Source organism: Paenibacillus sp. GCM10027630, from assembly GCF_042676305.1.
Taxonomy (GTDB): domain Bacteria; phylum Bacillota; class Bacilli; order Paenibacillales; family NBRC-103111; genus Paenibacillus_S.
In genome coordinates this window covers 1-13,199 of record NZ_JBHTGY010000055.1, presented here as the reverse complement: position 1 = coordinate 13,199, position 13,199 = coordinate 1, and the positions used below count along the sequence as shown (strand labels likewise).

Sequence of the window (13,199 nt, the reverse complement as noted above, 5' to 3'; positions counted from 1 at the left end):
CAAGTGCCTTTGATATATTCCCAATTATAGACGACTTAAATCTTCTAAAAGTTACAATATATATCAATAAAAATTATTTTTGAATATATGCGATCGTTATTTCCATTTATTTCCATTTTAGTGGGACCTATAAGGGAAATTAGTTTCATGGCCTTTTTTTGGTGTAAACTCATACTTTTGTTGGGGAGGGCTGGATGTGGGGCCACCGATTATTTAAGTGAATCTATTAAGTTTTTTTACAGGGGACTTATTCTTCCCATAATGAATCAGTCAAAGTATTAGCGGACGTAATCATTCCGCTATGGCATGGAAAACACAAAAAACAGAGAGTTAACGGAAGACCTAATTCCGTTATCTCTCTGTTTATTTGCATAGTACTCGTCATTCCCCCACATAGCCTTAGCGCATAGAGCGAAACTTCTGCGAATGCTCCTTCGCTTGCTCCACAGTTGTGATGCGGTTGCGGCCCCATTCCATCAAAATTCGATCAATGTAGCGGAAGTGCACCTTACCGGCAAACACAGCTTCCTTCAATCCGGCCAGAATAAGCTGTTCTGGATACTGATCCTTGTCGAGCCACCCTGTAATGGACTCAAGCTCCATAGGAGTGAGCGGACGACCAAATTCCTTCTCGAAAATGCTGAAAATATCTTTGCGCACCACCGGCTCGATTTGCTCCCGCGCCTTCTGCCGCTCCATCTGCTCATCATACCAGCAGCCTGCCAGCCGTTCCAGCAATGGGCTGAAGTTATATTTCTCGCACTGCATCCCGGTGACAAGATCAATGTCTTCATCTATTGTCAGCAGCCCTTCCTTCAACAACTTCTGAAGTGCTGCGATAACTTTCTCCGGACCTACGGACATCCGTCCTTGCAATTCCTCCAGCGTAGGGAAATCTTTACGCTCTTTTTCGATTAAGGCCATCACATGAATCATTAGCATGACCTCAACCTCATTCAATTTCAATTGAGAGTAATACTTCAGCAGCAGGTAGGGAACTTCAATGTTCCCTTCCCTCCAGCCTGCCACAAATGCGTTCTGCAGGCCAATCCGCTCAGCTTCGTTTCGTTTCATCCGTTCACCTCTTTATTCGATACTTCTATGGATACAGCCTATATAGCAGCCTTGGAAAAGGTATCGTCTCCCGTACATGATCCAAGCCGCAAATCCAGGCTACTGTGCGTTCCAAGCCCAGCCCGAAGCCGGAATGCGGTACAGAGCCGTATTTGCGCAAATCCAGATACCATTGATACGCTTCTTTGGACAGTTCATGCTCCGTAAAGCGTTCCTCCATCAGCTCCGGATCATCGATCCGCTGGCTGCCTCCGATAATTTCTCCGTAGCCTTCCGGCGCAATCATATCGGCACATAACACCACTTCAGGACGGTTAGGATCCGGCTTCATATAGAATGCTTTAATTTCAGTCGGCCAATGAGTAATAAATACCGGCCTGTCATAGTTTGCTGCAATAGCTGTTTCATGAGGAGCCCCAAAGTCCTCTCCCCACTCGAATTCATGACCGTTCGCCTTCAAGAAATCAACCGCTTCATCATAGGTAATACGCGGAAAAGGGGCCGTGATTCTCGCAAGCTTCGTTACATCTCGTTCGAGTACCTCGAGCTCCTTCGAGCAATGCTTCAGCACAGATTCAATAATATAGGAGACGAACTGCTCCTGCACCTCTAGATTTTCCTCATGCCCTACAAAAGCCATCTCAGGCTCAATCATCCAAAATTCGATGAGATGACGGCGCGTTTTGGATTTTTCAGCGCGAAACGTCGGGCCGAATGAATAAACACGGCCAAGCGCCATCGCTGCGGCTTCCATATACAGCTGTCCACTTTGAGTCAAATATGCATCCTCATCAAAATATTTGGTGTGGAACAAATTCGTTGTTCCCTCACATGAGGATGGCGTCAAAATCGGCGGATCCACCAGTTGGAAGCCTCGTTCGTCAAAAAACTGCTGAATAGCACGAATAATTTGCGCACGCACAACAAGAATCGCCCGCTGCCGGGGAGTACGAATCCACAGATGACGGTGATCCATCAAATAGTCGACTCCGTGCTCCTTGGGTGTAATCGGATAATCGCTCGTAATTTGGATGATCTCGACTCCAGTAACATTCAGCTCAAAGCCGCCTTTACTTCTCGTGTCTTCACGCACTGTTCCGGTCACGTACAACGAGCTTTCTTGAGTCAGCTTTGCCGCAGCCTCCCATACCTCTGGCGCTACTTCACTTTTAACAACTACACCCTGGATATAACCGGAGCCATCACGCAGCTGTAAAAACTGAATTTTACCGCTTGAACGCTTGTTGTGCAGCCAGCAGCCAATCGTGACGGTATCATTTATATGCTTATCAACATCACGGATCATGGATAATTTTCGACTCATGTGGACCAATCATCCTCTCTAATTGTATTTCCAACCTTTTGTATGCCTGGCTAAACCCTTCATTTATTATACTACATCTTCCTTGCGGTCTAAAATCAGCCGATGCGTGTCGCGGGCGATCACCAGCTCTTCGTTGGTTGGAATTACCATCACCTGTATACGTGAATCTCCCGTAGAGATGATGCGTTCCTCGTCGGATCTCTGAACATTAGCTTCTTCATCCAGTTTTAAACCAAGGAAAGTCAAGTTGCGGCATACGGCTTCCCGCAGTTCGGCCGAGTTTTCCCCGACTCCCGCTGTGAAAACCAATATATCCAATCCATTCATTGCAGCTGCATAGGCGCCAATATATTTACGCAGCCGGTATTCATACATTTCAAATGCAAGCGTAGCATTCCGGTCACCGGCTTCCATCGCCCTTACAATTTCCCTCATGTCGCCGCTTATGCCTGATATCGCCATTAAGCCGCTATGCTTATTGAGCATCAAATTAACCTCATTGAGAGTAAGCTCTTCCTTACCCATAGCGAACGGGACAATAGCCGGATCAATATCCCCGCTGCGAGTTCCCATCATGAGCCCTTCAAGAGGTGTCATACCCATACTTGTATCTACGGAGCGTCCGTTCAATATAGCTGCACAGCTTGCCCCATTGCCGATATGGCAGGTCACAAGCTTTAGTTTATTTAATGGCTTTTGGACTAAAGCTGCCGCTCTCTCGCTGACATAAGCATGAGAAGTACCATGAAAGCCATATCTGCGAATTTGATGCTTCTTATACAGCACCATTGGAATCGGATATAAATAAGATTGCGGCGGCATAGTTTGATGGAAAGCTGTGTCAAACACAACGACCTGGGCTACATCTGGCATATTATTCTCAACCGCTTGAATTCCTAGCAAATGCGCTGGATTATGAAGCGGCGCGAGATCGAATAATCGTTTGATCTCCCGTTTTACTTCCTCATTGACGATAACCGAGCTTGAGAATGATTCACCGCCATGCACAACCCGATGCCCCACGGCATCGATTTCTCCCATCGATGACAGTACTCCATGGTCTTTATGCATAAGCATGCCGAGAACCTTTTGGATAGCTGTCGTATGCTCCAGAACCTCAGCTACTTCCCTGATTCCTTGCCCATCTGCAGGATCATAGCTAATAATTGCAGAATCCATGCCGATCCGTTCTACTTTCCCTTTTGCCAGAACCTCTTCATTATCCATATTGTACAGTTGAAATTTTAATGACGAGCTTCCTGCATTGATAACTAAAATATTCACAAGCGGTCGCCCTCCCTGTCGTAGCTGAAAAATCCTTGTCCTGTTTTTGTACCCAGCTGTCCAGCACGCACCATTTGCTTCAGCAATACAGACGGTCTGTATTTTACATCCCCAAACTCCCGGAACATCCGTTCCATGGCATCCAGGACGGAATCCAACCCGAAGCGATCCGCCATCTCCAATGGGCCGTAATGAAAATCATAGCCAAGCCTCATCGCTGAATCAATATCCTCAGCAGTTGCCACCCGCTCCGATAAAGTATGCATAGCCTCATTAATAAGCACGCAAATCAGTCTAGTAGTTACAAATCCAGGTGATTCATATACTTGAATGCCGCGCTTTTGAATCGTATTTTCAACAAATTGCTTCGTAAGCGAAAATGTCTGCTCGGAGGTTTTCAACCCGCGAATGATTTCTACCAAATGAACCTTGGATACGGGATGCAGAAAATGAACCCCAATTACTCGTTCCGGCTGTGTCGTAACAGCCGCAATCTCGGTCAAGCTAAGCGTGGACGTGTTGCTGGCAAGAATGACCTGCGTAGGACATATTGCATCCAATTGCTGAAAGAGCATTTTTTTCTGGTCTAGATCCTCGCTGATAGTCTCAATAACCATCTCGCAATCAGCCAATTTTTGCATATCTATCTCTTTATGTATTCTGGACATAATCAGCTTCTTCTCCGAAGTAGTAATCGCCCACTTCTCCAGCCGCTTATCAAGGCTCATTTCGATATATTCGAAAGCCTGCTCTAACTTCAACGGAGTCCTCTCCATGAGAAAAACTTCCAAACCTTGCTCCGCCAACATCTCAGCTATTCCCTGGCCCATTGTACCGGCTCCGATAACGCCAATTTTATTAAATTGCATAGCTTAATCTCCCCCTGCCAAACAACAATAACTACGGCTCATTCCTTCATTCAAGCTGGAACTACCGTAACCATCTTATTATACAACAACCTTGTATTGAAATGAAAAACCTCACACCGTTTAATTAAAAAAAGAAAGGTAAGCCAGAGCAGCTGAACCACCCTGACTTACCTTGTTCATACCTTATTGTACTAGTCTTGCATTCTTACTTGACAAGTACGTTCTGTTTAGTAGCTTGCGATTCGAATGCCGCCAAAATAACGTTCAACGATTTCAAGCCCTCTTCACCGGAAATGCTTGGAGGCGTATTCGTCACAATGCTGTTGATGAATGCATCAATAACACCACTTGCCGTTTGCTTATCATTGGTTGCCATTGCACCGACCCGATGCTTCTCAACGGAGCCGTCACGAAGTTCTACGATCACTTGATCCTCGGGATGAGTTCCGATATGCATAGCACCGTTCTCGCACCATAACACAGTGCTGTTGTCTTGACCTTTATAGTAGGTCCAGCTGGCTACCAGCGTACCGATTGTTCCACTTTTCATACGAAGCAAGCAGGTCGAGTTGTCATCACATTCTGTTCCATCTTTATGAATCGTTCCAACAAATGCGGCAACCTCGGTCACCTCATCTTCCAGCAGCCAACGGATCAAATCGGACTTATGTACGCCAAGGTCTCCCATTGCCCCCATAATCGCTTCTTCCTTGCGGAAGAACCAGCTATTGCGTCCATCAATACTCCAGCCTTCCGGGCCTGGATGTCCGAACGATGTACGGAATGTCAATACTTTACCCAGCTTACCCGTTTGCAAAATTTCTTTCGCTTTTACATGCGGGGGCATCAAACGTTGGTTGTGGCCGACCATCAGGAATACGCCATTTTTCTTAGCGGCCTCAATCATTGCCAAACCTTCTTCGTAAGTTGTTGCCATTGGCTTCTCTACCAGAACATGCGCACCTGCGTTGGCAACGGCGATCGAAACCGGAGCATGGAGTACATTCGGCAGATTGACGCTTACTGCATCCGGCTTCTCTGCTTGCAGCATTTCTTCATAATTCATATAAGCTTTTGCTCCGTATTGATTGGCATAATGTTCAGCACGTTCCGTTACGATATCGCAAAAAGCTACCAGTTCAACGTTCGGATTAGCTGCATACTCAGGAATATGACGATGCTTGGAAATCGAACCGCAACCTATTACAGCAACTCTGACTTTACCCATGATTAATATGCACCCCTGTTATAATTGTTTATAATTTAGACAAATAATTTTCTTTCACCCAGTTCAAGCTCGTAGCAACGCTTTCTAACGGAGGATTTGCACAGCGATCCTGTTCAACAATCAGCCATTCAACCCCGGCATCGGACGACGCCTGAATTACTTCGGGCAAATCAACCTCGCCAAGTCCCAGCTCGACTGTATCCATTTGATTTTCTGCGCCGCGGTTAAAATCCTTCAAATGCAGCAGCGGTAATCTTCCGGCATACGTGTTAATATAGGCAAGCGGATCTTGACCCGCATATTTGACCCAGCAAACATCCATCTCAACTTTAACAATATCTGCAGAGGTTGTTGAGTACAAAGCGTCGAACACAAACTCATCATCAATGTTTTCTTCAAACTCAAATGCATGATTATGATAACCGAACTGTAATCCCGCTTCTTTAATTTGATGGCCAGCCTGCTCAAAAAAAGCAAACAGTGCCTTCCAAGCCTCAGCATCCTTGCGGTCTTCCAATGCAATATGAGGACAAATGAAATAAGGGGCGCCGATTGTTTTCAAGTAAGCGATTTCTTTTTCAAGGTTTTCACGCATATTTTTAAGACTTACATGAGCCCCAATTGCTTTTAAGTTGAGTTCTTTAAGTAAATCTCTCAGTTCTTCTGCTTCCAAGCCACCGTATCCGGCGAATTCCACACCTTCGTATCCAAGCTCAGCTACCTTGCGCAGCGTACCACGGAAATCTTGAGCCAAGTCATCACGCAATGTGTATAGCTGTAAGCCAACTCCCATTCTTCTCATGCAGACGCACACTCCTTAAAAGTTTTTGGATTTGATACCATTGTACCTACAAATGCCCTATAATGACTATGAACGATGTGCTTCCAACATGAACTATTTGGCTACAAAGTAGACGAGGTGTTTATTATGATCTCCCAGATCCTAACCTGCGGATATTCTTATCACTCACAAAAGTTTCATAACAGCCATAGCGATGGCGTTCCCTGCTATTTATTCCGGCTTCAGACAGAAGGCTGCAGCTATGCCTTGGTTGGAGGCAGTATGACCCTTATCGAAACAGGTGACCTGCTCCTTTTTAAACCTGGCGATAAATACGACCTGCGTGTAGAAGAACATACTAATTCCATGCAGCAAACCCTTGTTTCCAGCGGAGATTATTATATTTTATGCAAGGGTGAATGGATTGACGAATGGTGGAGCAGCTCCAGGAAGCCACAGAAAGTCCGCATCGCTGTCAATGAACCGCTGCTCACTCTATGGCGGCAAATAATTTTGGAGAAACGCCGCTTTGAGGATGAAAACAAACAATTATCCGAATATTTACTGCGAGCCTTATGCCTTCACATTGAGCGCGCTGTAGCCGATCATATTTCATTCCGTGGCAGCTCTTTCCTAGCAACCCGGATGAAAAGCTTCATAGAGGAGCATGCGGTACTCCCTTTCAAAGTCGAGGATGTGGCTCAGCATGTCGGTATCAGTGTATCCCGCGCCGTCCATTTGTTTAAGGAATGCTTCGGTAAGACCATCATCCAATACGCGCAGGAAATCCGCCTCTCTTCATCCATTGAGAGAATGGTTTACACCACTATGACACTGGAGCAGATTGCCGAAACAACGGGCTTTGGCAGTTATTCCTATTTCCACAGAGTCTTTCGAGATAAATACGGCTTATCTCCAAAAGCATATAGGGTTAAATTTGCTGAAGGCGGAATTGATGAGCACAAGCCATTATAGCTGTGAACTAAACAACCAGCTTTTTTGGTTATATTCAAGTTATCCATATCGAATCGTCTGTCTCCCATGCTATATTGAAGGCAGCCTTCATCAATCAACAATTTAGGCCATGGAGCTGCTCCACGGTTCTTTTTTTATTTAAGCAGTAGGCTCTGGAAAGGAATACCAATATTATGAATCCAAGTCTTCTCTCTCGAAATATTCCTCTATTTTACTTGTATCAGTTTTTAAATTCATTTATTCTGGACCGTGGTATTTGGATGCTCTACTTGGCTGCTCGCGGCTTCACCTTAACCGAAATCGGCATTATTGAAGCGTTATATCATGCGGTCATTTTTATATTTGAGGTACCTACAGGTTATATCGCCGACCGCTTTGGAAATCGGACCAGCTTGCTGCTCTCCCAAGTACTTGGTCTGCTTGCATCTGGATGTCTGGTTCTCGCTTCCGATCCCCTTTATATTGTTGCCGGCTTCATACTTGGGGCTTTTGTAGGTACACTTCAATCCGGCGCTACCAGTGCATTGGTGTATGAAACGCTTAAAATGCAGGGTAAAGAGGATGCATTTAAGAAGCTTATTTCAAGGCTGTCTGCTATCGTTCTTATATCGATGGGGCTCAGTGGCAGTGCTGGCGGTTTTTTATCCGACCTTCATTGGGAATGGGTTTACATAGGTAAAATGATCATCCATTTAATCTCGTTTCTTATAGTTCTTATGATCATAGAACCACTGCACATTGGGAGCAAAGATGCGGGGAGCGAATCGTTACTCTCAGGGGTAACCAAACTATCCTTTGTCAACCAATTGCGCGAAGGGGCTTCATTCATACGGGGAAGCCGCCCTTTTCTAACTATGAGCTTATTTGGCGCACTGCTCTACTCCATGTCGTGGTCCATTTCTTTTTACAGCCAAATATTGTTTCAAAAAAACGGCCTCGCCAACTCAACTATAGGAACGGTTAATGGTTTGGAAACATGGATCTCAGCGGCCATTACTGCTGTTGCTTATCTCGGTGAACGTTGGCTCGGCAAAAAGATTTCTCTGATTCTAAGCGCTTCAGGATTTGCCTGCTGCCTGGTGCTGTTTTCCGCGAGTGAAGGCTCCGTTATGATTATCAGCTGCTTTTTCCTGCTATCTATTTTTATCAGCTATTTGGAGCCTCTATTGGAAGCCTATCTGAATGAGCTTGTCCCCTCCTCTATGCGCGCTACGATGCTTTCTGTATTTAATATGATGGTATCTGCCGGTATGATGGTTACCTTCTTGCTGCTTGGCGTACTAGGGGATCATATGGGTGTGTTCATTGCTCTTCGATCGGTTCTCATCGTGTGGATACCACTGCTCGTCCTTACCATGTTATGGTGTCTCAAAAATAATCTTAGTAAAAGTGCAAGCCTCTCGAATGTTGAGTAATACCAAATAGGATAAGTAAGGCTTCTATCCGACAACTCGTTGTTCTATAATATGGATGGAGTGTAAAATCACAGTCCGGTTGGTAGTCCGGGCGCATAGGAGCAGCAGCTTATGTAAGTAGCCTTCCCCCCTCGGGATGTCCGTCACTCTATTATTTCTATAGAGGGGGAAGCTGGATGAAGCTTACCGTATATTTTGATGATGGGTTGCAATTATGGGTGGGAGTAGTAGAAGCAGAAGAAAATAACCATTTGAAAGCCTGCCGGCACATGTTTGGTCAAGAGCCTAAAGCTGAAGAAATTATTGCTTTCATTAATTTTCAAATGCTACCGCTGCTTCACAAAACAACACAAGCAATTGAGGTCTCGAAGACTAAGAAAAAAAGCACTGCCAATCCAAAACGGCTTTTAAAGCAAGCTGCTCTAGAGCTCAAACAACGCGGTGGATCGACCTATGCACAGCTGGTGATCAAACAAGAGCTGGAGCACAGGAAGGTTGAACGCAAAAAACGATCAAAGCAGCTCATAGAGCAGCAAAAAGAATTAAAGTATGCCTTAAAGGTTCAAAAAGCAAAGCAGAAGCATCGTGGAAAATAGTCAATTTTCATACAAGTGAATTCTTGCAATCCCAAAAGCAACTGGTCTCCTGCGGGGGGCGGTTGCTTTTCTCCTATACGCAAAAATAGCTGTTGAGAGGATTACCTCCCAACAGCTATTTCATTATTTTAAAACTTATTTGTAAGCTAGTCTTGCTTGATGAGCGGCTTCATAAGCGCCGATTTTATCATCATGCTGAAGCGTCAAGCCAATGTCGTCCAAACCTTGCAGCAGGAACTGACGGCGATGCTCATCCAGATCAAACTCAATGCTAAGACCTTGATCATCGGTAATCAGATTGTTTTCCAGATCAATAGTCAGCTTGTAGCCTTCTGTTTTAGCTGTGCGCTGGAACAACTCTTCCACTTGCTCTTCGCTCAGCTTGATAGGCAGAATGCCGTTTTTGAAGCAGTTGTTGTAAAAGATATCGGCATAAGAAGGTGCAATGACAACTTTGAAGCCGTAATCTTGAATCGCCCATGGCGCATGCTCACGAGAAGAACCGCAACCAAAGTTCGCACGGGAAATCAAGACGGAAGATCCTTGATAACGCGGCTGATTCAATGAAAAGTCAGGAATGACATTCCCTTGATTATCAAAACGCCATTCAAAGAACAAGAACTGGCCAAAGCCGGTACGCTCGATCCGTTTCAAAAATTGCTTAGGAATAATCGCATCTGTATCTACGTTTACGCGGTCTACCGGACCTACAAGGCCGGTATGCTTTTTAAAAGCTTCCATGTCGTTCGTCTCCTCACATGAGTGACAACCAACTTCGGTCTGTCTGAAGTAACGGCTGCACTAAAGTTAAATTTTAGGCTTGCTGCTTCACTTTAAAGTTCCAATCGCGCACGTCAACGAAATGCCCTTTGATAGCAGCCGCGGCAGCCATAGCCGGGGATACCAGGTGAGTACGTCCGTCACGTCCTTGACGACCTTCAAAGTTCCGGTTAGAAGTTGATGCACAACGTTGGCCCGGCTTCAATACATCCGGATTCATCGCTAAGCACATACTGCAGCCGGCGTCACGCCATTCGAAGCCCGCTTCGATGAAAATTTGGTCCAAGCCTTCTTTTTCAGCTTGAATTTTTACGCGTCCTGAGCCAGGAACAACGATAGCCGTTAAGCTGGAAGAAACTTTGTGACCTTGAGCAACCGCTGCCGCCGCACGCAGATCTTCGATACGGCCATTCGTACAGGAACCGATAAACACATAATCAACAGCCAATTCAGTCATCGGAGTACCTGGTGTTAAGCCCATGTATTCGATTGCTTTTTCAGCAGCTTTTCTTTCGTTTTCTGTTGCGAAGCTTGTTGGATCTGGTACAAGCGAAGTAATATCAGCACCCATACCAGGGCTTGTTCCCCAGGTAACTTGCGGGATTAGAGTGCTTGCATCAAATTCAACGACACGGTCAAATTGAGCACCTTCATCGGTAATAAGCTTCTTCCACTCGGCAACTGCATGATCAAACGCTTCGCCTTGCGGTACATATTCACGTCCACGCAGGTATTCAAATGTTTTTTCATCCGGTGCGATCAAGCCGGCTCTTGCTCCGCCTTCAATCGACATGTTGCAAACAGTCATACGCTCTTCCATGGAAAGGTTGCGGATAGCTTCACCTGTGTATTCAATAACATAGCCAGTAGCAAAATCCGTACCATACTTGCCGATTACACCAAGAATCAAGTCCTTAGCCGTAATGCCAGGATTTAAGCTTCCGATGATGCGAACTTCCAAAGTTTTAGCCTTTGATTGCTGCAAGCATTGTGTTGCCATTACGTGCTCAACTTCACTTGTACCGATACCGAATGCAAGTGCGCCAAATGCACCGTGAGTAGATGTATGGCTGTCGCCGCAAACAATCGTTTTACCCGGATGAGTCAAACCAATCTCAGGTCCCATAACGTGTACAACGCCTTGGTCGATGTTGTCCAAATCGAACAGCTTCACGCCAAAATCCTTACAGTTTTGTGACAACGTATCAATTTGCTGCTTGGAGATAGGATCTGTAATGTTGAAACGGTCTTTCGTAGGTACATTGTGGTCCATAGTAGCAAATGTCAGGTCAGGACGACGAACCTTGCGGCCGCTTAAACGAAGACCTTCAAATGCTTGCGGGGACGTTACCTCATGCACAAGCTGCAAGTCGATATAAATGATGCTCGGCTTGCCCTCTTCCTGATGAATAACATGGTTGTCCCAGATCTTTTCGAACAAAGTTTTTGCCATCAGTTTCACCTCATTATCATGAATGCGAATCAATTCATTTTATTTTATTATACTAGCATTACTTTATTGATTGATCCAAGATATAATATCTATAAGCTTGATAGATGTTTCCTATAATTTGTGCCTATAAAGGAGTAATCTTACATGGAACTAAGACAGTTGCAGTACGCGCTGCAAATAGCAATAGAAAAAAACTTTTCCAGAGCAGCGGAGAAGCTTCATATCGCCCAGCCCTCTCTCAGTCAGCAGCTATCCAAGTTGGAGAAGGAAATCGGTGTGCTGCTGTTCCATCGAACCACTAACTCCGTTGAGGTAACTCATGCCGGCCTGCTGTTCATGGAGAAAGCGCAAGCGATTCTCGACATGGTTGAGCAATTGAAGCGGGAAATGGAGGATATATCGCAAATGCGTAAAGGCAAGCTCATTGTAGGCAGTTTGCCGATTACCGGAGCTCATGTGCTGCCGCTTGTGCTGCCCGTATTTCAAGCGAGCTACCCTGAAATCGAAATTATGCTGATGGAGGAGACTTCCGCAAACCTGGAGCATATGACAGCGAACGGTCAGATTGATATCTCCTTGCTATCTTTGCCACTTCAAGATGAGGCATTAACTTATGTCCCTTTAATAGAAGAAGAAATAGTTTTAGCTGTGCCTCCACAGCATCGGTTAGCTCAGTCCGCAAAAAATCCGCAGCAAACAATTGAGCTTAACGACCTGCGTGATGAACCCTTTATCGCATTGAAAAAAGGGCAAGGTTTCCGGCAAATTACTATTGAGCTGTGTGAGAATGCCGGCTTTACGCCCAGAATCGTTTTCGAGAGCAGCAATATCGAAACGGTGCAGTCGCTAGTTGCCGCAGGAATGGGGATCGCATTCGTCCCCCACATGGTATCTCGCGGGGGATGGAGCGAGCTTGCGCCGCGTTATTTGTCACTGTCACATCGTCCAACAAGAACGCTCGTCATCACATACCGCAAAGGGCGGTACTTATCCAAAGCGGTAGAAGCCTTTATGACAACCTTCCGTGAGGTTGTGGAAAAACAGCAGCAAGAGAAACGCGGCTGAACCAGCCCACTCCGTTTGAATAAGCGGTAGCCGAACAAGGAGCTGTCCCTTATGTCATTTTGAGACAGCATACCCACTTTATCCTGAATATAGCGTTGCAAATGAACCCTCAATTTCGCTTTGAAGTTGGAGGAATAAGCCCCTTATAATATAAATTGGATAAAACCTTGGTTTTTCTGATGCAACTCATTGGGTGTGAGTCTATGATTTTCGAACCGACTGCCGAAAGAAATGCAATAGATGGAAATTTTCAGGCTGTCGAGAAAGTCTCGGCAGTCTTTTTTTTCTTTAATACAATTCACCAATTCACCGCGTTAATTTGATATAATATAGTAAATAAGTTGGAAAGTGGTGA

The 13,199-nt window shown here is 45.3% G+C and carries 12 protein-coding genes; 4 read left to right on the top strand and 8 right to left on the bottom strand.

The annotated features are described in order from the left end of the window. Positions 1-399 precede the first annotated feature (399 nt). The 6 genes from ACFQ0C_RS26095 to ACFQ0C_RS26070 all read right to left on the bottom strand — a co-directional run bounded on the left by ACFQ0C_RS26095 (position 400) and on the right by ACFQ0C_RS26070 (position 6,581). A complete protein-coding gene (locus ACFQ0C_RS26095; RefSeq protein WP_258216461.1) occupies positions 400-1,074 on the bottom strand; it encodes a DnaD domain-containing protein in 675 nt (224 codons plus the stop codon). Between the two features lie 25 nt (positions 1,075-1,099). After that, positions 1,100-2,398, bottom strand: coding sequence for an asparagine--tRNA ligase (gene asnS, locus ACFQ0C_RS26090; protein ID WP_379370963.1), 1,299 nt, complete (start codon positions 2,396-2,398; stop codon positions 1,100-1,102). A 66-nt stretch (positions 2,399-2,464) separates the two neighbouring features. Beyond that, entirely contained in the window at positions 2,465-3,682 is a 1,218-nt protein-coding gene (locus ACFQ0C_RS26085; protein ID WP_379370961.1) for an acetate/propionate family kinase, read from the bottom strand. After that, the gene (locus tag ACFQ0C_RS26080) at positions 3,679-4,551 is read right to left on the bottom strand and encodes a 3-hydroxyacyl-CoA dehydrogenase family protein (RefSeq protein WP_379370959.1); all 873 of its coding nucleotides are present in this window, start codon (positions 4,549-4,551) and stop codon (positions 3,679-3,681) included. Before ACFQ0C_RS26080 ends, ACFQ0C_RS26085 begins: the two co-directional genes overlap by 4 nt. Positions 4,552-4,756: 205 nt before the next feature. After that, positions 4,757-5,779 carry a Gfo/Idh/MocA family protein gene (locus tag ACFQ0C_RS26075; protein ID WP_379370957.1) on the bottom strand — a complete coding sequence of 341 codons (1,023 nt, stop codon included), beginning with the start codon at positions 5,777-5,779 and terminating at the stop codon, positions 4,757-4,759. Between the two features lie 28 nt (positions 5,780-5,807). Then, a complete protein-coding gene (locus ACFQ0C_RS26070; protein WP_379370955.1) occupies positions 5,808-6,581 on the bottom strand; it encodes a sugar phosphate isomerase/epimerase family protein in 774 nt (257 codons plus the stop codon). Between the two features lie 126 nt (positions 6,582-6,707). Between ACFQ0C_RS26070 and ACFQ0C_RS26065 the strand changes: the two genes are divergently transcribed. The 3 genes from ACFQ0C_RS26065 (at position 6,708) to ACFQ0C_RS26055 (ending at position 9,546) form a co-directional block, all read left to right on the top strand. Next, on the top strand, positions 6,708-7,535 hold the full coding sequence (locus tag ACFQ0C_RS26065) for a helix-turn-helix domain-containing protein (RefSeq protein WP_379370953.1): 828 nt from the start codon (positions 6,708-6,710) through the stop codon (positions 7,533-7,535). 173 nt (positions 7,536-7,708) lie between these two features. Beyond that, positions 7,709-8,950 (top strand): MFS transporter, encoded by a 1,242-nt coding sequence (locus tag ACFQ0C_RS26060; RefSeq protein WP_379370951.1) that lies wholly within the window; start codon positions 7,709-7,711, stop codon positions 8,948-8,950. Between the two features lie 176 nt (positions 8,951-9,126). After that, a complete protein-coding gene (locus tag ACFQ0C_RS26055; RefSeq protein ID WP_379370949.1) occupies positions 9,127-9,546 on the top strand; it encodes a YjdF family protein in 420 nt (139 codons plus the stop codon). Positions 9,547-9,681: 135 nt separating this feature from the next. On the opposite strand, the gene leuD is transcribed toward ACFQ0C_RS26055, so the two are convergent. Both leuD and leuC read right to left on the bottom strand, forming a co-directional pair. After that, complete coding sequence (gene leuD / locus ACFQ0C_RS26050; protein ID WP_379370947.1) at positions 9,682-10,287, bottom strand: 3-isopropylmalate dehydratase small subunit; 606 nt, start codon at positions 10,285-10,287, stop codon at positions 9,682-9,684. Between the two features lie 73 nt (positions 10,288-10,360). Further along, positions 10,361-11,779, bottom strand: coding sequence for a 3-isopropylmalate dehydratase large subunit (leuC, locus tag ACFQ0C_RS26045; protein ID WP_379370945.1), 1,419 nt, complete (start codon positions 11,777-11,779; stop codon positions 10,361-10,363). Between the two features lie 144 nt (positions 11,780-11,923). Between leuC and ACFQ0C_RS26040 the strand changes: the two genes are divergently transcribed. Continuing rightward, the gene (locus ACFQ0C_RS26040; protein WP_379370943.1) at positions 11,924-12,844 is read left to right on the top strand and encodes a LysR family transcriptional regulator; all 921 of its coding nucleotides are present in this window, start codon (positions 11,924-11,926) and stop codon (positions 12,842-12,844) included. Positions 12,845-13,199 lie beyond the last annotated feature (355 nt).

Bases quoted from the DNA above. Each gene is read 5' to 3' on its own strand.
- ACFQ0C_RS26080 (WP_379370959.1), bottom strand. From the start codon at position 4,551: ATGCAATTTAATAAAATTGGCGTTATCGGAGCCGGTACAATGGGCCAG.
- leuC (WP_379370945.1), bottom strand. From the start codon at position 11,779: ATGGCAAAAACTTTGTTCGAAAAGATCTGGGACAACCATGTTATTCAT.
- ACFQ0C_RS26095 (WP_258216461.1), bottom strand. From the start codon at position 1,074: ATGAAACGAAACGAAGCTGAGCGGATTGGCCTGCAGAACGCATTTGTG.
- ACFQ0C_RS26065 (WP_379370953.1), top strand. From the start codon at position 6,708: ATGATCTCCCAGATCCTAACCTGCGGATATTCTTATCACTCACAAAAG.
- ACFQ0C_RS26070 (WP_379370955.1), bottom strand. From the start codon at position 6,581: ATGAGAAGAATGGGAGTTGGCTTACAGCTATACACATTGCGTGATGAC.
- ACFQ0C_RS26055 (WP_379370949.1), top strand. From the start codon at position 9,127: ATGAAGCTTACCGTATATTTTGATGATGGGTTGCAATTATGGGTGGGA.
- ACFQ0C_RS26060 (WP_379370951.1), top strand. From the start codon at position 7,709: ATGAATCCAAGTCTTCTCTCTCGAAATATTCCTCTATTTTACTTGTAT.
- leuD (WP_379370947.1), bottom strand. From the start codon at position 10,287: ATGGAAGCTTTTAAAAAGCATACCGGCCTTGTAGGTCCGGTAGACCGC.
- asnS (WP_379370963.1), bottom strand. From the start codon at position 2,398: ATGAGTCGAAAATTATCCATGATCCGTGATGTTGATAAGCATATAAAT.
- ACFQ0C_RS26040 (WP_379370943.1), top strand. From the start codon at position 11,924: ATGGAACTAAGACAGTTGCAGTACGCGCTGCAAATAGCAATAGAAAAA.
- ACFQ0C_RS26075 (WP_379370957.1), bottom strand. From the start codon at position 5,779: ATGGGTAAAGTCAGAGTTGCTGTAATAGGTTGCGGTTCGATTTCCAAG.